This window comes from Microcoleus sp. w2-18bC1 (assembly GCF_036700365.1).
Lineage (GTDB): Bacteria > Cyanobacteriota > Cyanobacteriia > Cyanobacteriales > Microcoleaceae > Microcoleus.
Genome location: NZ_JAUBOS010000041.1, coordinates 32,155 through 51,988 on the forward strand (window position 1 = coordinate 32,155; position 19,834 = coordinate 51,988).

Sequence of the window (19,834 nt, forward strand, 5' to 3'; positions counted from 1 at the left end):
TTTAGAGCAAAGATTCATGCAATAAGTCCAATCACTGCTGGGATTTAGACTCGTTCGTGGAAGGTGCGTTTAATCACATCTAATTGCTGTTCGCGGGTAAGTTTGATGAAATTAACCGCATAACCGGAGACGCGAATTGTTAGCTGGGGATAGTTTTCTGGATGTTCCATCGCATCTAGTAATGTTTGCCGATCGAGCGCGTTAACATTGATGTGATGGCCGCCATCGTGGAAGTAACCGTCTAGAAGACCAACTAGGTTATTAGTCCGATCGCTCTCCATTCTGCCCAAGGCCTGCGGTACAATCGAAAAAGTATTCGATATGCCATCTTGACAATCACTGTAAGGCAGTTTTGCTACAGAAGATAAGGATGCGATCGCCCCACAGGAATCTCGGCCGTGCATCGGGTTAGCACCGGGAGCAAAGGGTTCGCCTGCTTTACGTCCGTCGGGAGTGCTACCAGTTTTTTTGCCGTACACTACGTTAGAAGTAATCGTGAGTACCGATTGAGTCGCTACAGCGCCACGGTAGGTTTTGTGCTGGCGAATTTCGTTCATGAAGCTTTGCACAAGTTCGATCGCCACACTGTCTACGCGATCGTCATTATTGCCGTATTTGGGATATTCTCCTTCGATCGAGTAATCCACTGCCAAACCTTGCTCGTTGCGAAGCACTTTAACTTTAGCGTGTTTAATCGCCGAGAGCGAGTCCGCTACCACAGACAGTCCGGCAATTCCGCAGGCCATTGTCCGGTAAACATCGCGATCGTGCAATGCCATTTCTAGGCGTTCGTAGCAGTATTTGTCGTGCATATAGTGAATGACATTCAACGTATTGATATACGTTTTTGCCAACCACGCCATCATGTCGTGGAACCGCGCTCTTACCTCGTCATAATCGAGATATTCGGTAGTAATCGGTGGGAACTGCGGCGCGATTTGGTCGCCGGACTTCTCATCTTTACCGCCGTTAATCGCATAGAGCAAAGTCTTAGCCAAGTTAACTCGCGCGCCGAAAAACTGCATTTGCTTGCCAATTCGCATGGCAGAAACACAACAGGCGATCGCGTAATCATCGCCGTATTGAGGACGCATCAAGTCGTCGTTTTCGTACTGAATCGAACTCGTCTCGCTGGATACCTTCGCACAGAATTGTTTGAAGTTGTCCGGCAAGTTTTCCGACCACAAAACTGTGAGATTTGGTTCGGGTGCAGTACCGAGGTTTGACAGGGTGTGTAAGAATCGGAAACTGTTACGAGTTACCAATGTTCTACCGTCATCGCTGATACCGCCGATCGCCTCTGTTACCCAAGTTGGATCGCCAGAAAACAGAGCGTTATAGTCGGGAGTTCGCAAAAACCGCACCATGCGGAGTTTCATTACAAAATGGTCGATCAGTTCTTGCAATTCCACTTCGGAACTCGCGCCACTTTGCAAATCGCGCTCGAAATAAATGTCTAAAAACGTCGATACGCGACCGAGAGACATCGCTGCCCCGTTTTGTTCTTTCACTGCTCCCAAGTAGCCAAAATACACCCACTGGACAGCTTCTCGTGCATTTGCTGCCGGACGGCCAATATCAAAGCCGTAGCTAGCCGCCATTTCTTTTAACTCAAACAATGCCCGAATTTGCTCGGATAACTCTTCGCGCAAACGAATTGTCGCCTCGTCCATCGCGTCTAGTTCGAGTGATTCTTGCTGTGTTTTTTTATCATCAATTAGGCGATCGACACCGTACAAAGCAACGCGCCGATAGTCACCGATAATCCGCCCTCGTCCGTAGGCATCTGGCAAACCTGTGATGATACCAGAACGTCTCGCCAGACGCATCGAGCGCGTGTAGACATCGAATACACCATCGTTATGAGTTTTGCGATATTTCGTAAATATTTCTTCCGTTTGCCCATCGAGCTGATAGCCGTAAGCTTCTAAACCTGCCTTGACCACGCGAATTCCGCCAAAGGGCATAATCGCGCGTTTCAAAGGTCGATCTGTTTGCAAACCTACTATTTGTTCTAAGTCGCGATCGATGTATCCTGCTGCATGAGCCGTGATAGATGTGGGAACTTTTGTATCAACATCCAATACACCTTTTTCGCGCTCTTGCTTCATTAATTCCAGAACTTTTTGCCAAAGCTGCTGGGTTTTTTCGGTTGCTACTGTGAGAAATTCTGCATTCCCTTCATAGGGGGTGTAGTTTTTTTGAATGAAGTCTCTGACGTTGACTTCCTTTTTCCAGTTGCCTTCAGTAAAGCCGTGCCATTCTGCAAACATAGCTTGCATTCACCTCAAATTTTTGTTAGCGATCGATCTTTTCTTCTTCGACCACTACATCTAGTATATATTTAATTTCAATATTTTAAATACCCAGTTCGCTATTTGTTACAAAAATTGACTTGCTAATTCCGTGGGAAGAATTAAGATAGATAGTAGGCAGAACAACCTCTGGGATTTGTGAGCAAGCTCTGACAAAATTGGATTCCGAACTAATAGTTAGACAACGGAAATGTTGTTTAAGTGCGGGTCGGTCGGGAACGCGCAATGAGAGTTTGGGTCGCGAACTGCGAAGACCAGAAGAAGAGGAAGAAAAAGCAGAAAAATAGCAGAAGAATAGCAGAAAAATAGTTCAGATTGGATTAGAGAATTGTTATCGAAAGCAGAGCAATATTAATTGCTGATTAATTGAACAAGGGTATTATGCAGATAAATTCAAGAAATCAAAGCACTGCGAGCGATCCGGCTCACGATATTTGGAAAGAACAGCGTCATCCGCTCGATCGGATTTTTCGGCCTCGCTCCGTGGCTGTAATCGGCGCAACAGAGAGAGAAGGAAGCGTCGGACGTACTCTCCTGTGGAACTTGATTCGGAATCCGTTTGGCGGAACAGTTTTTCCGGTGAATCCCCAGCGCCACAGCGTGTTGGGGCTCAAGTCTTATCCTGACATTGCTAGCGTCCCGGAAGTAGTGGATCTGGCGGTGATTGCTACGCCTGCTGCTGGGGTGCCACAAGTGATCCGCGAATGTATCGCTGCTGGGGTGAAAGGGGCAATTATTGTTTCTGCTGGCTTTAAAGAAATTGGCGCGGCTGGGGAGGCTTTAGAACAGCAAGTTATGGCCGAGGCGCGTCGGGGCGGAATGCGGATTATCGGCCCAAATTGCCTCGGTGTGATGAATCCTGTGGTTGGGCTGAATGCTACTTTTGCAGGTACGATCGCCCGTCCGGGTAATGTCGCCTTCATCAGTCAAAGCGGCGCCCTCTGTACTTCGATTCTCGACTGGAGTTTGGGGGAAAATGTCGGTTTTAGCGCCTTTGTATCGATCGGCTCTATGCTCGATGTCGGTTGGGGCGATCTGATCGAGTATTTCGGAGACGATCCCCATACTCACAGTATCGTTTTGTACATGGAATCTATGGGTGATGCTCGTTCGTTTCTGTCCGCCGCCCGCCCAGTGGCGATCGACAAACCGATCATCATTCTCAAGGTAGGACGTACCGCCGCCGCCGCCCAAGCCGCCGCTTCCCATACGGGAGCTTTGACCGGCAGCGATGACGTGCTTAACGCTGCTTTCCGCCGCTGTGGCGCGTTGCGGGTACATACGATTTCCGATTTGTTCGACATGGCAGAAATTCTGGCCAAGCAACCGCGACCGCAAGGCAACCGCCTATCGATCGTCACCAATGCCGGAGGCCCGGGGGCGATCGCCACTGATGCCTTAATTAGCGACGGCGGTGCGCTGGCAGATTTGGCACCGGAGACGCTGCAGCAGCTTGATGAGTTTTTGCCACCTCAGTGGAGTCATCACAACCCGATCGATATTTTGGGCGATGCTAGTAGCGATCTTTACGCCAAAACTCTAGAAGTTGTCGCTCCCGATCCCAATAGTGACGGATTGCTGGTCATCCTGACGCCACAAGCGATGACAAATCCCACCCAAACCGCAGAAAAACTCAAGTCTTACAGCAAACTCGGAAAGCCCTTATTAGCAAGCTGGATGGGTGGCGTGGAAGTGTCAGCGGGAACGCAAATTCTCAATCAGGCAAATATTCCGACTTTCCCTTATCCCGATACCGCCGTCAGGTTATTCAACTATATGTGGCGGTACAGCTACAACCTGCGCGCTATCTACGAAACGCCATCTCTCCCCGCTGATTGCGAAATCGAGACTTCCGGGTGTGCGACTGCTGCCAAGATTTTGACTGCCGCCCGCCAAAATAATCGCACTTTATTAACCGAGTACGAATCAAAACAGTTGCTGGCAGCTTACGGCATTCCCACCGTAGCGACAGAAATTGCAGCGAGTGCGGCCGAAGCTGTGGAAATTGCCGATCGCCTCGGTTATCCTGTAGTGCTAAAACTCCATTCTGAGACGATTACTCACAAAACTGAGGTGGGGGGCGTCCAACTAAATTTAAGCGATGCTAAGGCTGTAATTAGTGCTTTTGAGGGGATATCCGATCGAGTACGGGCGATCGATCCGGCAGCGTTTCTCGGCGTGACAGTGCAGCCGATGGTGCATTTGGAAGGCTATGAACTAATTTTGGGTAGCAGTATTGATCCACAATTTGGGCCAGTGATGCTGTTTGGTTCCGGCGGACAATTAGTGGAAGTCTTTCAGGATCGATCGCTCGCACTTCCGCCTTTAAATACCACCCTAGCGCGGCGGATGATGGAGCAAACGCGCATCTATAAAGCTTTGCAAGGAGTGCGCGGGCGATCGGCAATTGACTTGGTACAACTCGAACAGTTATTAGTTCGTTTCAGTCAACTGATTGTAGAGCAACCTCAAATTGCCGAGATTGATATTAATCCGCTGCTGGTTTCTCCTGAAGGTGCGATCGCTCTTGATGCCCGTGTTGTTCTCCAGACAACGGAAAACCCCATTTCACCCGCGATTCGCCCCTATCCTACGCAATACGTTCAAACCTGGTCAACGGAGGGCGATCGTCCCATCACCATCCGTCCGATTCGTCCAGAAGATGAGCCGCTGATGGTGCTCTTCCACCAAGAACTTTCGGAAGAGAGCGTGTATTTGCGCTACGCTCACATGGTAAAGTTAAAGCACCGCATCGCTCACGAACGTTTGACCCGGATTTGTTTTATTGACTACGATCGGGAAATGGTGTTAGTAGCCGATCGTCAAGACCCAGAAACCTCAGAACACCGGGTTTTGGGAATAGCGCGTCTGAGCAAACTCCACGGTACAAACCAAGCCGAATTTGCCCTCATCGTTAGCGATAGCTATCAGCAGCGCGGTTTGGGAACAGAATTATTGAGGCGGCTGCTCCAAATTGGTCAGGAAGAGAAATTAGAGGCGATCGTTGGCTACATTCTCAATAGCAACTACAAGATGCAGAGCCTCTGTAAAAAACTAGGATTTGAACTCCAACCAGACCGAGGCGAAGGAATGTTGAAAGCTGTTTTTGTGTGCTAATAGCAAGTTTGGTTAAATAATATCAATTCCGGCTGCGCTGGAATGATATCAAATCCGCGTTTCATCGTCCCAAGCGAGTTGAATCGAGCTGCCAACAAATATTAGAGCAATTTTCAGTTTTTTGATTCACAGTCAACAGTCAACCGTCAACAGTCAACTCGAATTTACTATTCCGATGCTAACGGATTTGATATTAGTCCTCACTATAGCAATCCTAAATCAGTTTCAATAACTGGTTAACTGGTTCCCAAGCTCTGCCTGGGAACCAATGTCCAGAGGCTCTGCCTCGGCTGCGACAATGGAGGCAGAGCCTCCGGATATGCGTTACCAGGCAGAGCCTGGTAACGAGTATAATCATTTAGGATTGCTATACAAACTTTATAGGTTTGTAGTGAGGACTTTAGTCCTCAAACTCAGATAGATGCTACTAAGCCGCAGCCAAATTTGCTGCAGCGAAATCCCAGTTAGCCAAATTATCCAAGAAATTGGTAATGTAGTCGGGACGGCGGTTTTGGAAATCCAAATAATAAGCGTGTTCCCACACATCCAAAGTCAGCAACGGAGTTTGGCCGTGTGCTAGTGGGGTGTCGGCGTTAGCTGTTTTGGTGACTTTCAAAGTGCCGTTGTCCACAACCAGCCAAGCCCAGCCACTACCGAACTGAGTTGTCGCAGCAGTCTTGAATTCTTCTTTGAATTTGTCGAAGCTACCGAAGTCAGCGTTGATTTTTTCAGCTAAAGCTCCTGTCGGAGTGCCGCCGCCGCCCGGTTTGAGAGAATTCCAGAAAAAGTTGTGGTTCCAAACTTGACCTGCATTGTTGAAAATGCCGGCTTTGGATGGGTCTTTAGCAGATTCCTTGACAATTTCTTCAAGGGATTTGCTGGCCATTTCAGTCCCTTCAATCAGTTTATTCAGATTGGTCACGTAAGCAGCGTGGTGCTTGTCGTGGTGGAACGAAAACGTGTTGGCCGACATATGAGCTGGTTCTAGGGCGTCAGCGGCGAATGGTAATGGTGCAAGTTCAAATGCCATGGTGTTCAATCCTCTCTGGATTACTTTGGGTTTTTCGGTTGACTTTCCGGCTTTTGTATGATTAAAGCCGAGACTCACTAGCTTGAGTTTATCAAGCTGTGGTAAATAATTCTTTACAATTTTCCTATTTTATAGCAGTTGCAGCATTTTAGCATTCAGACTTCTATTTTTTAGATATCAAAGCTACTTATTGCAGGCATCAGATAGCATAAACTCTCACTAAATGTCAAGCCACCCAGGAGGCAAATAAAAGTGTGTGTGAAATTGTCAACCGATCGAAATTTTATGAGACTGATAAATAGATTAAACCTGTAAATTGTCAAAGATTAACCTATGTTCAATTAAGCTGTAAGAAAGTCAAACAAGTTGCAGGAGCTGTCAATGGAAAACCGTTTAAACAACTCGTCCAGTAACCCCCCTCAATGGTTGAATTTGCAATTAATCGTCACCGGTCTGGAAACAGTCCAAGACTTAATTGTAATTTCCCTATGTATTGGTTTGTTTTGTTTCATGGTGCTAGAACTGCGAGAAATGTTCTTCTCACTGCTGCCTCCTTTGAATTTCCAGGAAGTCACGGCAGATATTTTATTTCTATTAGTTTTAGTGGAATTATTTCGGCTGCTAATTATTTACTTGCAAGAAAAAAGAGTTTCGATCGGCGTAGCTGTGGAAGTTTGTATTGTATCAGTTTTGCGGGAAGTGATAGTGCGGGGAGTGCTGGAAACTCCCTCGGTTCAAATATTATCAACAGGCGCATTTTTGCTGGTTTTGGGAGTGTTGTTGGTAGTCCGAGTTTGGTTGCCACCAACCTTCGAGGGAATTGACCCGGAACGCCGAATGGCTAGCAGAAAGAGAAATTTTTCAGACAATGAATCTTCTTCCGCATCTGTTGCAGCCAATAGCAAGTTGAATTCTCATTGAATATGGCATGACAGGCGATTTTAGATTTTAAATTTACTCTGATATTGCTTGTCACGTTACCAGCCATGATTTCCCGTAAAACTGAAATGTTGCACCCTTGTCAAGAACGGGCAAGATGCCCGTTCCACACAGAGTAGATTTTCTTGTAGGGTGGGCTTTCCTGCCCACCCAAAAAAGGATTATTGAGAATGGTGCAAGATGTGAGGTGAAATCAACCTGATAACGTTTGCAGTTAAGACTACATTCCTCTGAAAATACAGAGGAATGTAGTCTTAACTACAAAGACAAGCTTCATCAGTCATTCCCAATTATTCAAATCTAAAATCTAAAATCTAAAATCGTATTACCCGTTAGCCTGCAATTGGGCCAAACGAGCCAACACTTCTTTAGAATGAATCGCCGGATTAATCTTCACAAAAGTTTCGCGCAAAATACCTTCAGGGTCAATAATAAAACTGTGTCGCGCCGAGATAAAACTCATCCAAGAACCGTAAGCTTTACTCACTTTACCATCCGTATCAGCTAACAGCGGAAACTTCAAACCTTCCGAATCGCAAAATTCCGCGTGGGAATCGACATCATCAGCGCTAATACCGATAATTTGAGTATTCTTTGCCAAGTATTTTGGCAAGTCTTCCTGAAATCTCCGCGCTTCGATCGTACATCCCGAAGTAAAGTCTTTCGGATAAAAATAGACTACCAGCCACTTACCACGATAATCGGACAGGGACACTTGTCCGTCGCCGCTGTTTGTCGGCAAACTAAAATCCGGTGCTGGTTGATTCACCGCCGGAAGCTTACCACCGAGAGCCAATGCAGGTGTGGCAAAATTGAAACTTAGAACAACTAGACAAATTGCCAATAAAGTGCTAAAAAACTTGCGACGGGACATCATAAATTTTAGAAGTAGAACTGTACTTAAGACAAGTTTACAGTTTTCTGATTAAATGGGTAAGGGCAATTCGCGGATTGCTTCTAAAACCCAAATATCACTCACTCAAATAGCAATTTACCCATGAGCGCTGCACTCCCGTTAACAGGCAAAGCTATAGTAGTCCAGGTAATTAACGGTCAACCCGTTGTGATCGAAGTAGACGGCACTAATGCCCCGATTACTGGAGGAAATTTTGTTGACTTAGTTGAACGCGGCATTTACGACGGGGTGATGTTTCACCGAGTTGTGCGCCAGCCAGAGCCTTTTGTGGTGCAAGGAGGTGATCCGCGCAGCAGAGATAGGACAATTCCAGCCAGTCAATTGGGAACGGGTAGTTTTATTGACCCGGATACCAATCAGCCGCGTTTTATTCCTTTGGAAATCAAGCCGCAAGGGGCCGCGCAACCTGTTTACAACCAAATTGTAACCCAGACGCCGCAGTTGCAGCACACTCGCGGGGCGGTGGCAATGGCTCGTTCTAATGCTTTGGATTCGGCTTCTTCGCAGTTTTATTTTGCTTTGGATGATTTGCCATTTTTGGACGGTAGTTATGCTGTTTTTGGCAACGTTATTCGAGGTTTTGAAACGGTGAATGCGGTGCAGCAGGGCGATCGCATTTCGACTGCAAAAGTCATTCAAGGAATCGTTCCCAGTCGGGTTTCTAGCATAGTTAGCGATGTTAATGCGCTCAACGCTTTAATCAATAGTACCAATTTCGTAAATCTATCTTTGCGAGCCCTCAGACTGTCAAACACCCCCAACAACTATCAAGTAACTTCCCAAGACTCTCAGCAAAATCCCAGCGGTGTAGTGGGAGGTAGCGCAAACGATCGCATCCTCGGTTCACCCACTGATGATGCAATTAATGGCAGCCAAGGTAACGATACCATCACTGGCGAAGTGGGCGACGACTTTCTCAGAGGCGGCAAAGGCAACGACTCGATTAGCGGCGGTGTTGGCAACGATATTATCAACGGAAATCTCGGCGACGATACTATCAATGGCGATGCTGGTAACGACTTTTTGCGAGGGGGCAGAGGAAACGATGTTTTAATCGGCGGCGATGGTAACGATGTTTTACTTGGCGATATTGGCAGCGATACTCTCACCGGCGGTGGCGGTACTGATACTTTTGTTCTGGTTACGGGTGAAAATCTGGAGTTGGATGGGGCGAGCGATATAATTCTTGATTTTAGGCCGGGAGATGGCGATCGTATTGGCTTAACCAGCCCTTTATCCAACACCTCATTCACCCAATCAGGCAGCAACACACTCATTCAATTTGGAGGAGTTACTTTGGCTGTCGTTCAAAATGCCACTCCTGCAGCAGTTCAAAATGCTGCTTTTGAAATTAACTTTTCTACTGCTTTCGTTGCCGATAACTTGCCTTCCAGAGACGCCGCCTTGAGTATTGGCTAACTTTAAGTATAGGTGTAGGGTGCGCCGGGCCGCGCACCTTACCCAATTCCGAATACTTCGGCTACGCAAGCGTACAACTTCCCCATTCCCAATTCCCAAATTCCCAACACTTCGGCTACACCAGCTTACAAGTTTATAATTCCCAAATTCAACTAATACCATAGCTGGCTAATTTTAGAAACCGCATCTTGATAAGAATCCATTCTCCCCTGCTGCTTAAAAAGCGCTGCCGCCTTTTCAAAATCCTCAAATGCTCCATGAACCTCTCTCAATTTATATCTAATCACTCCTCGGTTAAAGTAAGCTTTAGCAAAATCGCTATCGAGGCGAATTGCTGACTCAAAATCAGCTAGTGCTGCCAGGGAATTCTCCATTTGCATGCGGATAGCACCTCGGTTAAAGTAAGATTGAGCTACATTAGGGTTGAGCAGGAGTGCCGAGTTGTAATCTGCGATCGCCGCAGTATAATCTTTTAAACGAGTCAGCATAAACCCACGATTGCTGTAATACTTGGCTCGGTAAGGATTGAGTTCGATGGCTGTAGTTAAATCTTCGATCGCCAATTGCTTGTAGCCTAATTTGTAGCGGGCCACACCGCGATCGTTGTAAGCTGATGCAAATTGCGGATTAATGTTAATTGTGGCAGTAAAATTTTTAATAGCGCCGTGCAAATCTTGTTGTTTGAGATTTTTTAAACCCTGAGTGTAAAACTTTTTGGTACTAACTTTTAAATTTTCCTCTTGTCGGGATTCAGCTTGATCCCCCGAAAATACGCCGGCAATATTAGTGAATCCCAAAGATTCGATTGAATTGAAAATAGTTGTGACAACTAATTGGGTTGGGAGAAGGGGGATAGTAGGCATGGGAGAAGTGTTGTTCAACTGTATGCTCTTATTTTCCTCCATACTTCAGCTACTGACAGTGATATCCGTAGTGTCAGGAACGTGATAAGTTTGATGAGATTTGGTGATGCTGGGACATTGACTTGTGTGATGAAAGTTGGGCTTAGTTAGTGATGACGATCGCAATTCAGAACAAATGCGTCTACAACCTTTTAAATATAAGGTTTTCAGGCGAGCTTGGCGGTTTCTTTCTTCCCATATTGAGCAGTTCCTACCGGGATTATTGGCAGGTATGCCCCTGGGAGAGCGATCGCAACTGCCTGCAGCAAGTATTACTTTGTAGCGATATTGCACTGCCAAATCCCGATCGAACTTGCGGTTATCTTATACGAGGTTTTTAGGGAAAATATTAGTTTGGCAGCGAGGCATCTGTGAATCAACCGGGTTTCTAGCTCAAAGTGCGTCTAAGACGGGAGCATCTCATATTTGTAAAAACACTTCTTCTGGCTCCTTCCTTCTTCTGGCTCCTTCCTTCTTCCTCTTTCCTTCTTCCTTTTTCCTCCTGCCTCCTGCCTCCTGCCTCCTGCCTTAAAACTCCAATTTCTAGCTTAACTGCAAAAGTGAGATGCTCCCGTCTAAGACTGGCTGAGTTAAGTTTGTACCTGCGCCAACCCTGATTAACCTTTCACTACACTAATATTTTTGAGTAATCTTGCTGAGGAAAGTTGCCGATTATTTGCTATGCTTTGATTAGACATCAATAATTTATGGCACAAATTAGTGTCAATGAAAAGAGTTATGAGGTTGAAAACTTTCTTCGCTGCAGTGTTGGCGATCGTCCTGTTCACTCTCTCCTTAACTCCTCCTGCGATGGCAGCGAATACGGAGGATTTGAGTCACCTATTAAAAGATCATTGGTGCGTCAGCTTTCTGTGGAAGCAATGCGATTTGAGCGCTGTCGATTTGCGGGGCGCTAATCTCCAAAAAGCCAATTTGAGCGGCGCTAATTTGAGCGGCGCTAATTTGTCCGGTGCTAACTTAAAAGATGCGGATCTTTCTGACGCAGATCTCACCGGCGCTAATTTAGCAAATGCTGATATTTTAGGCACGGATCTCAGTCGAGCCAATTTGACCGAAGCTAATTTCAACTGCACGAAGTTGTGGGATGCTAATCTGACTTTGGCAAATCTGAGTCGCGCCAATTTACAAGATGCTAATGTCTTAGATTCTCGACTTTGGGGAAGCAATCTCACGGAAGCTAATTTAACTGATGCGACGCTGCACGGTGCTGACTTGCAATATGCTAATTTAGCCGACACTAATTTAACAGGTGCTGACTTGCACAGCTTCTTTTTCCGAGGTTCCAAACAAGTCACAAATTTGAGCAATGCTAATTTAGAAGGCGCTATTTTAACGGGAGCAAATCTTAGAGGTGCGGTGCTGGCAGGGGCAATAATGCCGGACGGGTCTATTAATGAAGAAAGTGGCTTTAATTTAGAGTAGAGTAAAATTAAAGTCTGCTTGAATAATTTCAACAACAGGCTTTCGGGCTGATTTGGCAGTCAATGAATTATCTGGTGTAGCTGCGCCCGTTGCCAAGAGCTTGTTGAGGATGCTGTCAAGATATCAATTTAAACCAGGGTGCGATCGACCTTTTAACTCCCAAGCTGCGCCCATTGTCAACAGCTTGTTGAGGATGCTGTCAAGATATCAATTTAAACCAGGGTGCGATCGACCTTTTAACTCCCAACCAGTAAATATCGCTAAAATCTTAAATCTCAAACCGAACCTGCACGCATCTGTTACAATTTTCAACAAAGCCAGAACTGCCCCGAACCTGAAGTCACCTGCCTAGGGATACAAGCCCCCGACAGGAGTCGTCAAGAGCAAAAATATTAGATATTTAGTTTAAACTCCCAGATTCATCTGTAGAGTCAATCTAAAATCTAAAATCGATGGGCTGTGGAGTCAATCTAAAATCTAATAATCTAAAATCTAAAATCTAAAATCGATGGGCTGTGAAGTCAATCTAAAATCTAAAATCTAAAATCTAAAATCGACTGATGGAAACCCTGCAAACTCAACTTTACGAACTCGCACAATTTGCTAATAATTTAGTAAATACTCAACTGACAAACCTCAGTTTAGTCAGCGTCGGAGTCATCTTTCTGGCAGGGTTGCTAACGAGCTTAACGCCCTGTATGCTTTCAATGTTGCCGATCACGATCGGCTACATCGGTGGATACGAAGCAAAAAGTCGCCTGCAAGCGGCTACCCAGTCTGCGTGGTTTTCCCTCGGATTAGCCACCACCCTTGCGGGTTTAGGTATTGTAGCATCATTTGCCGGACAAGTTTACGGGAAAATTGGCCTGGGTTTGCCAATTATTGTCAGCATTATTGCTATTCTAATGGGGCTGAATTTACTCGAAGCTTTACCCTTGCAACTGCCGTCTTTCGACGCTGTGGGGTGGGTTCCGAAAGATTTACCGGCGGGGGTGCGATCGTACTTATTGGGCTTAACTTTTGGTTTAGTAGCGTCTCCCTGCAGCACGCCGGTGTTAGCTACACTCTTAGCTTGGGTTTCCAAAACGGGGGATACAGTTTTAGGTGGTGTGTTGCTGCTGTTTTACGCTGCTGGCTACGTCGCTCCGCTAATAATAGCAGGTACTTTTACTGCCAGCATTAAAAAGTTGTTAGAATTACGTCGGTGGTCGAGTTGGATTACGCCTGTTAGCGGCGTTTTGCTAGTGGGATTTGGCGTTTTCTCTCTGCTTTCCCGGATACTTCCGGCTTAATTAAAATCGACATTATTCGGCTTGAAGCGGCGGTTGAAACCGCTACTACACAAACAAAGTCAGCCTCCGCGGACTAAGAAAGAATGGGGAGATTCAAGCGGAATCTGATATTATGTGTTACTCACAAATAACCAGTAACTAATAACTAATAACCAGTAACCAATAACAAATAACCAATAACCGATGACATCAGAATCAAACTGGGCGACTGCCCCTCAAAAGTTTTTCAAGCGAGAAATCTTGCCGGTGCTAGCAGATTTGCGGCTGGCAATTATCTTGCTGCTGACGATCGCATTTTTCAGCATTTCCGGCACTGTCATCGAACAAGGCCAATCAGTACCGTTTTACCAATCTAACTATCCAGAACACCCCGCTTTGTTCGGCTTCCTAACTTGGAAAGTGGTGCTAATTGCAGGACTCGACCACGTATACCGCACTTGGTGGTTTTTGTCAATCTTAATTTTGTTCGGCAGCAGCTTAACAGCTTGTACATTTACCCGACAATTTCCCGCATTAAAAGCCGCCCGCCGCTGGAAATTTTATGAAGAACCAAAGCAGTTTGAAAAATTAGCTCTCAGTGCGGAATTAGAAACAGTTGCTTTAAGTTCCTTAGAACCACTTTTGCAGCAAAAAAACTACCGCATATTTCGAGAAGGCCAAAAAGTTTATGCGCGCAAGGGAATAATTGGCAAAATCGGCCCGATTATTGTTCACGCCAGTATGCTAATTATTTTAACTGGGTCGATATGGGGCGCAATGACGGGATTTCTCGGTCAAGAAATGGTTGCCAGCGGCGAAACATTTCAGGTGCAGAATATCTTGGATGCGGGGCCTTGGGCGGGGCCGCAAATACCGAAGGATTGGTCGATGCGAGTTAATCGGTTCTGGATTGATTATAGTCCGAGCGGTGCGATCGACCAATTTTACTCTGATCTGTCAGTTTTGGACAAAACAGGCCAAGAGGTCGATCGCAAAACCATTCACGTTAACGAGCCCCTCAGATACCGGGGAGTCACATTTTATCAAGCAGATTGGGCAATAGCCGCCGTGCGAGTTCGCCTCAATAAAAGCCCGGTTTTACAACTGCCAATGGCTCAGTTAGACACCCAAGGTAAAGGCCGAATTTGGGGTGCTTGGATTCCGACAAAACCAGATTTGAGTGCGGGAGTTTCTCTGCTAGCAAAAGACTTGCAAGGAACGATGTTAGTGTACGGTACGGATGGCAAATTGTTAACTACAGTTCGCGCAGGCACGGCGGTAGAAGTTAACGGAGTTATGCTGACAATTGACGAAGTTGTAGGCAGTACGGGATTGCAAATTAAAGCCGATCCGGGCATTCCTATCGTTTATACTGGCTTCGGGTTGCTGATGCTCAGTGTGCTGATGAGCTATCTGTCTCACTCGCAGATTTGGGCTTTGGAAAAAAACGGCAAACTCTACGTCGGCGGGCGCACTAATCGCGCTCAGGTGACTTTTGAAAGAGAAGTTGTGGAGATTTTGGACAAGTTGGCCGAATCGAAAACAGCAGAGGAAAAAAGTGCGATCGCCCCGACTTCTGTTGCAAGTCAAAGCTAAAAGTAGGGTGCGCCTAGCGCACCTTACACCAACGATAAATATCAAAAAGATTAGTTGAGTTTGTAGGGTGGGCGTTGCCAGATATGTCTAGGTGGTTAATGTGAACCTGAGAAAAAGCAGAAAACCACTATTTCACGTTCTGATTTTTCAAATTTCAAGTAATGAAAATTACTATACGGAGTTTTGGTTTCACAATCCCAACGTTGAAACGCCCGTGACCTGATACTCTCCCGTGGGCAACCAACTCGACCGATGCGGAGTGTACACCCTACAAACTACGAGATTTTAAGCGTCTGAACGACTTTTTGACTGTCTTGAGAGGGCTGTCCTGACGCACCCTACCATTAGTTACTAATTTTATTAACAATCCTATTTCTTAAAACTATTGTGGGGGGCGCTTCGATGCCACCCCACAATTAAATCTCACTCCCACAACAGCTTAATACTACCCTACTTCTGATGCGACACCTCAATCACGGTGTGGACGTTCCCCCGCGGCGAAAAATCGCCCTTAATCGTCGCTTCCAGTGGCGCGCAAGCTGCCACAAAATCGTCTAAAATTTGATTGATCGATTCTTCGTGAGAAATGTAGCGATCGCGATAACTGTTAACGTACAGTTTCAGCGCTTTTAACTCTACCACCCGCTCGTCTGGCACATAAGTAACGTGAATTGTCGCAAAATCGGGATAGCCAGAAAATGGGCACTTGCAAGTAAACTCCGGCAACGTAATGTTAATCGAGTAGCGCCGCCCGACTCGCGGATTCGGAAAAGTAATTAACTCGCCTTCCAAAATCTGGCGTTCGCCGTATTTCATTTCTTCGGTGCTTGACTTTTGCGACATAGTTTGTTCCGGTGCGTAGGTGTTCATAGCGATCGACTAAAAACTTGTAACATTAAATTAAATTAACGTTCAATATCTGTAACAAATATCTTGACGAATTGTGTTGCGATCGATCTAATTGCAAATACTCTCAGGCTAAACTAAAACAAGTTCACCCTCGCCATCTACAATTATGCAAAATACTACCTTATCTGACAATACTTCCCCTGAAAACTCAAATAGTTACTCTCCATCGGTACCAATTTCCCTCTATCGAGAAGTCACGGCCGAGCTGCAAGCAGCCCAAGCGATGGTAGACTCTCTCAAAACCCACAATCAGCAATTAGTCCAACAAAATCAACAACTGCGGCGAGAAGTAGAAACAGTAGTTCAAGTATCCCAACAGTTACAGCAAGTAGTCAACTCGGCTCAGAGCATCACCCAGACAGGGATGCCTCAAATGCCGTCAGTCAAATTTAATTTCAGCGTTGAACCTCCGCCCCCACCACCTGTAACCTCGCAGACTAACTCTGCCATACCTCAACCACCTCAGACAGTGGCTTTCCCCTTCCCACTACCGGAACCGGAGCCAACAGCCACCTCTATGCCGCAGCCACTTCCCGACAAATTATTTACAGAAGTGCCGGAAACTCCTTACCGTGTCCGCTCTCAACTCAAAAAAAACTCAGATTTAAGCGGATTGTGGTTGGCGATCGCGATTTTTCTGATTGTGATTGCAGCTTTCGGTGCAGGTTATTTAGTTGTCCGCCCTTTATTAATGAAAAAGTAAATTCCAACAAGAATCCCACGGTTCGATCCGTGGGATTTTAAACAAAACCTAGCATAAAATGTTCAAAGTTACGCTAATTGGCCATCATCCTCTGGCGGCAATCGTTTCTACTGAACGAGGGGCATACTGCTCTTCACAAGCAGAACCTACGATTCCCACCCCTGGCTCGAAACCGCGCGTGAACTCAGTGAGTTTTACCTGTTTAGCTTCCAAAGCTGTCTGTAGCACCTTCATGGCTCGGTGAGGGTCGCCGGCTCCGCAGAAAAATAAGTCTGCAGCAAAATAACCGTGTTCAGGCCAAGTATGGATTGCTATATGAGACTCTGCCAAAGTAGCAGTAGCTGTCACTCCGTGAGGACTAAACTGGTGTACGCACAAATCGATGAGAGTAGCTCCTCCGGCTTCGATCGCATCGAGAATAGCGCGGCGGATACGTTCAGGATCGTTGAGCAGGTCTCCTGGAGACTGCCAAGCATCAGCGACCAGATGGGTTCCCAATTGTTTCATTCTGCGGGGTTTTACCTCTATTGATTTTTTAAGTCTCAAACCTTTTAACCATAGCACGATGCCAAAAATTTTGCAAGTATCTTTCACAAAGAAAAATGAAGATTACGAGAAATACCCACCACCAAGCGCTGGCTGTATGGTGGGGTCAAACTGTCTCACAGGCAGATCCCACTAATGGAATTCGTATTATTTCAGTGCTGCCTTTTTCTTCTCAAACCACCGTTTTTGATTAAAGCGATCTCTGGTTTCCATGGGCTAAAAAAACCAAAGCTCGATCGTTCCGGCTGTGGCGGAATTGATATGAGATCGAAATGCCACAGATGGACAGCTATGCTTTCATGCGTAAAATTCGACAGATCCTAGACGATCGCCCGGCGGGCAGATTCCAGCGCTCGCTCTGGCAGCCTATGCTGTAAAAGTTGAGCAGCAACAGGCGATCTCCGCTGGGTTTCTGGCGTCATCTAGCTAAACCAGCCCGGTCAGCCGAGATAGTATCGTTGCCCCCTTGGTGCGGGCCCAATAGAGAGACAAGCGCATGATCCAGCAGTATCAACTCGTCGAACAGATTTTTGCAGGCAATAGCGAGATGGCGATGCTGATGCGATCGCACGACTGGTCGCTTTCCGCCCTTGGTGCCGTTGAAACCTGGTCGCAAAGCTTGAAAACCGCGATTCGGATCATCTTATACCATTTTTTTAAAGATGTGATAGAGATAAAGAATGTAAAATCCAAGACCATCCGGTGAGAAAACCAATGACGCGAGCGGTGAAAGATGCCAAAATTTCCTTGACTTTTGTGCGGAGTTCGTCCAGATTACTAAACACTGACTTTCGCTAAAAAATCTTTCAGATATTCCCACACTCTTTCTGTGGGATTTACTTCAGGACAAGCCGGAGGCTGAAATAGTAAAATGATATTGTCTGGTAATTCAGATGAGCTTAAATTATGAGCGGGTGCGTTATCTACTTGAATGATGTGTAATTCATGAGGATATTGTCTTGACAAAAGTTGTAAATATGCTTCAAAACAAACTTTGTCTAAATGCGAAAACTCCCAAAAAAAACTTTTTCCACTAGGGATGGATACTGCCCCATACAGCCAAAAACACTCAAATTTCCATTGATGCTTCCCCATGGGCTTTACGCCTGAAAGCGTCAGCTTGCGGCGACAAATTGTATGCAGCCCTAGACGAGTTTCATCACTACACCAATAACAATAGTCCGGACAGTTTTCAATCACTAACGGCAGAATGAGGGTTTCAGCCTTCTCAGTGAGGTCGAATGCTAACGGTAGAATGAGGGTTTCAGCCTCGATCTCAAAAACTGTCCGGAGTATTGCAATAAGTGACTTTTTTATATTTGTTTACTTGAGGTAAAGCTTTCTGTAGTAAAGCTTTTATCTGTTGATGCAAGTTATTTTTAAATTCATTAATTGCCGTAGTTTTCTGAGAAATACTGCGAGGTCTGGGAATTTTTAATTTACTTTTTAATTCCCCTCTAACTAAAGAATATACCGCCTGGTAACTGCTAGCTATTCCTTTAATCAACCAGAGCCAAAGATGAACTTCTTTATAACTCTGAAATCCTTCGGGGTCTCTCAACTCTTGTTGCAAGGTCGCTGCTATTTCAACTGAAAACTTTTTTGGGCGGCCAAAAACCTGCCGATTTTTTAACAAATTTTCCAGACCGCCCTTTTTATATTGAGAGAGCCAGCGATGAATTGTTGCCTCACTTTTACCTAAAACTGCCGATACTTCCCGCACAGTTTCTACTTGTTTTGACTGAAATAAATAAAGCATTTGAACTTTGTTATAACCTAGGATTATTTTTTGCTGTTTAAGGATTCCTCGTAAATTTTCTACTGATTCGGTAATCTTTATATGAGGACGACCAGACATTGTAATTCTCTCCTTTACTTTTTACACAAGTCTATCACATCTTTAGAAAAATGGTATGAGCGGCAAACTGAGTTTGAATCGGATGTCCGTTGATTTGAATATGGTGATCTCGGCCGCCTTGGAAACCGTTCGGCTAGCAGCCGAAGCCAAGTCGCTGGAAATTCAAACAAGCTTTTCACCCGGCATCGGAATGGTAATGGGCGATTCCGGGCGTTTGCAGCAAGTAATCTGGAATCTTTTATCCAATGCCGTGAAATTCACCCATCAAGGCGGGCAAATTAGCGTTAGGTTAACCCAAACTGGAACTTATGCCCAGATTCTTGTCACCGATACAGGAAAAGGCATCAATCCTGAGTTTCTGCCTTATGTGTTTGAGCATTTTCGGCAAGAGGATGGAGCCATAACTCGTAAATTTGGGGGTTTGGGATTGGGGCTGGCGATTGCACGTCAAATTGTGGAATTGCACGGCGGCAAAATTTGGGTTGAGAGTAGGGGTGAAGGACGGGGAGCCAGCTTCACCGTTGAACTTCCTCTTTTGCATACCGCGAATCTGCTTGAAGAAGTTGCCGATACAACAGAAGCTCGATGGGACGATCTTCACCTGGCCTCTGTGCGCGTGTTGGTTGTGGATGATGAACAGGATTCACGCGAGTTTGTGGCATTTGTAGCGGAACAAGCCGGAGCCAAAGTGACTGCCGTTGGGTCTGCGATCGAGGCACTGCAACTGCTCTCAACCACACCCTTCGATATCCTCCTGTGCGACATCGGAATGCCAGATATGGATGGCTATATGCTAGGGCGTCGGTTCAGTATTAGGAGTTGACAAAAAAAACTGGAAATGATATGTGAATTGAGAAGCCTGTTAAATTC

19 protein-coding genes are annotated in these 19,834 nt (G+C 45.8%); 11 read left to right on the forward strand and 8 right to left on the reverse strand.

Annotated elements, in window-relative coordinates:
• Positions 1-44: 44 nt before the first annotated feature.
• Positions 45-2,273: a formate C-acetyltransferase gene (pflB, locus tag QT979_RS19475; protein ID WP_445304795.1), complete on the reverse strand. Its 2,229-nt coding sequence runs from the start codon at positions 2,271-2,273 to the stop codon at positions 45-47.
• 423 nt (positions 2,274-2,696) lie between these two features.
• On the opposite strand from pflB, the gene QT979_RS19480 reads away from it, so the two are divergent.
• Complete coding sequence (locus QT979_RS19480; protein WP_333311428.1) at positions 2,697-5,432, forward strand: bifunctional acetate--CoA ligase family protein/GNAT family N-acetyltransferase; 2,736 nt, start codon at positions 2,697-2,699, stop codon at positions 5,430-5,432.
• A 427-nt stretch (positions 5,433-5,859) separates the two neighbouring features.
• Here QT979_RS19480 and QT979_RS19485 read toward each other — a convergent pair whose 3' ends face one another.
• Positions 5,860-6,462: a superoxide dismutase gene (locus tag QT979_RS19485; protein ID WP_333036013.1), complete on the reverse strand. Its 603-nt coding sequence runs from the start codon at positions 6,460-6,462 to the stop codon at positions 5,860-5,862.
• A gap of 381 nt (positions 6,463-6,843) precedes the next feature.
• Here QT979_RS19485 and QT979_RS19490 point away from each other — a divergent pair, with 381 nt between their 5' ends.
• Positions 6,844-7,383: a phosphate-starvation-inducible PsiE family protein gene (locus QT979_RS19490; RefSeq protein ID WP_333311429.1), complete on the forward strand. Its 540-nt coding sequence runs from the start codon at positions 6,844-6,846 to the stop codon at positions 7,381-7,383.
• A gap of 343 nt (positions 7,384-7,726) precedes the next feature.
• Here QT979_RS19490 and QT979_RS19495 read toward each other — a convergent pair whose 3' ends face one another.
• Positions 7,727-8,278 (reverse strand): peroxiredoxin, encoded by a 552-nt coding sequence (locus QT979_RS19495; protein WP_333295631.1) that lies wholly within the window; start codon positions 8,276-8,278, stop codon positions 7,727-7,729.
• Between the two features lie 120 nt (positions 8,279-8,398).
• Between QT979_RS19495 and QT979_RS19500 the strand changes: the two genes are divergently transcribed.
• Positions 8,399-9,736 carry a peptidylprolyl isomerase gene (locus QT979_RS19500; protein WP_333311430.1) on the forward strand — a complete coding sequence of 446 codons (1,338 nt, stop codon included), beginning with the start codon at positions 8,399-8,401 and terminating at the stop codon, positions 9,734-9,736.
• Between the two features lie 152 nt (positions 9,737-9,888).
• On the opposite strand, the gene QT979_RS19505 is transcribed toward QT979_RS19500, so the two are convergent.
• Positions 9,889-10,599, reverse strand: coding sequence for a tetratricopeptide repeat protein (locus tag QT979_RS19505; RefSeq protein WP_333311431.1), 711 nt, complete (start codon positions 10,597-10,599; stop codon positions 9,889-9,891).
• 175 nt (positions 10,600-10,774) lie between these two features.
• Here QT979_RS19505 and QT979_RS19510 point away from each other — a divergent pair, with 175 nt between their 5' ends.
• From QT979_RS19510 to QT979_RS19530, 5 genes are all read left to right on the forward strand, one after another.
• Positions 10,775-10,921, forward strand: a complete 147-nt coding sequence (locus QT979_RS19510) for a hypothetical protein (protein ID WP_333311432.1) — start codon at positions 10,775-10,777, stop codon at positions 10,919-10,921.
• Between the two features lie 455 nt (positions 10,922-11,376).
• Positions 11,377-12,081, forward strand: a complete 705-nt coding sequence (locus QT979_RS19515) for a pentapeptide repeat-containing protein (RefSeq protein WP_333311433.1) — start codon at positions 11,377-11,379, stop codon at positions 12,079-12,081.
• A gap of 52 nt (positions 12,082-12,133) precedes the next feature.
• Positions 12,134-12,433 (forward strand): hypothetical protein, encoded by a 300-nt coding sequence (locus tag QT979_RS19520; RefSeq protein ID WP_333311434.1) that lies wholly within the window; start codon positions 12,134-12,136, stop codon positions 12,431-12,433.
• Between the two features lie 208 nt (positions 12,434-12,641).
• The gene (locus tag QT979_RS19525; protein ID WP_445301797.1) at positions 12,642-13,373 is read left to right on the forward strand and encodes a cytochrome c biogenesis protein CcdA; all 732 of its coding nucleotides are present in this window, start codon (positions 12,642-12,644) and stop codon (positions 13,371-13,373) included.
• Between the two features lie 183 nt (positions 13,374-13,556).
• On the forward strand, positions 13,557-14,948 hold the full coding sequence (locus QT979_RS19530; RefSeq protein WP_333311435.1) for a cytochrome c biogenesis protein: 1,392 nt from the start codon (positions 13,557-13,559) through the stop codon (positions 14,946-14,948).
• Between the two features lie 450 nt (positions 14,949-15,398).
• Here QT979_RS19530 and queF read toward each other — a convergent pair whose 3' ends face one another.
• Positions 15,399-15,818: a preQ(1) synthase gene (gene queF / locus QT979_RS19535; RefSeq protein WP_333217000.1), complete on the reverse strand. Its 420-nt coding sequence runs from the start codon at positions 15,816-15,818 to the stop codon at positions 15,399-15,401.
• A 145-nt stretch (positions 15,819-15,963) separates the two neighbouring features.
• Between queF and QT979_RS19540 the strand changes: the two genes are divergently transcribed.
• Positions 15,964-16,560 (forward strand): hypothetical protein, encoded by a 597-nt coding sequence (locus QT979_RS19540; RefSeq protein ID WP_333216998.1) that lies wholly within the window; start codon positions 15,964-15,966, stop codon positions 16,558-16,560.
• Between the two features lie 84 nt (positions 16,561-16,644).
• Here the strand turns inward: QT979_RS19540 and speD are convergent, their stop codons facing one another.
• Positions 16,645-17,067 (reverse strand): adenosylmethionine decarboxylase, encoded by a 423-nt coding sequence (gene speD / locus QT979_RS19545; protein ID WP_190743421.1) that lies wholly within the window; start codon positions 17,065-17,067, stop codon positions 16,645-16,647.
• 535 nt (positions 17,068-17,602) lie between these two features.
• On the opposite strand from speD, the gene QT979_RS19550 reads away from it, so the two are divergent.
• On the forward strand, positions 17,603-17,812 hold the full coding sequence (locus tag QT979_RS19550; RefSeq protein ID WP_333311436.1) for a hypothetical protein: 210 nt from the start codon (positions 17,603-17,605) through the stop codon (positions 17,810-17,812).
• 71 nt (positions 17,813-17,883) lie between these two features.
• Here QT979_RS19550 and QT979_RS19555 read toward each other — a convergent pair whose 3' ends face one another.
• Together QT979_RS19555 and QT979_RS19560 are read right to left on the reverse strand one after the other, a co-directional pair.
• On the reverse strand, positions 17,884-18,306 hold the full coding sequence (locus QT979_RS19555) for a transposase (RefSeq protein WP_333311437.1): 423 nt from the start codon (positions 18,304-18,306) through the stop codon (positions 17,884-17,886).
• Between the two features lie 76 nt (positions 18,307-18,382).
• The gene (locus QT979_RS19560) at positions 18,383-18,964 is read right to left on the reverse strand and encodes a helix-turn-helix domain-containing protein (protein ID WP_333311438.1); all 582 of its coding nucleotides are present in this window, start codon (positions 18,962-18,964) and stop codon (positions 18,383-18,385) included.
• 55 nt (positions 18,965-19,019) lie between these two features.
• On the opposite strand from QT979_RS19560, the gene QT979_RS19565 reads away from it, so the two are divergent.
• Positions 19,020-19,787, forward strand: coding sequence for an ATP-binding protein (locus QT979_RS19565; RefSeq protein WP_333311439.1), 768 nt, complete (start codon positions 19,020-19,022; stop codon positions 19,785-19,787).
• Positions 19,788-19,834 lie beyond the last annotated feature (47 nt).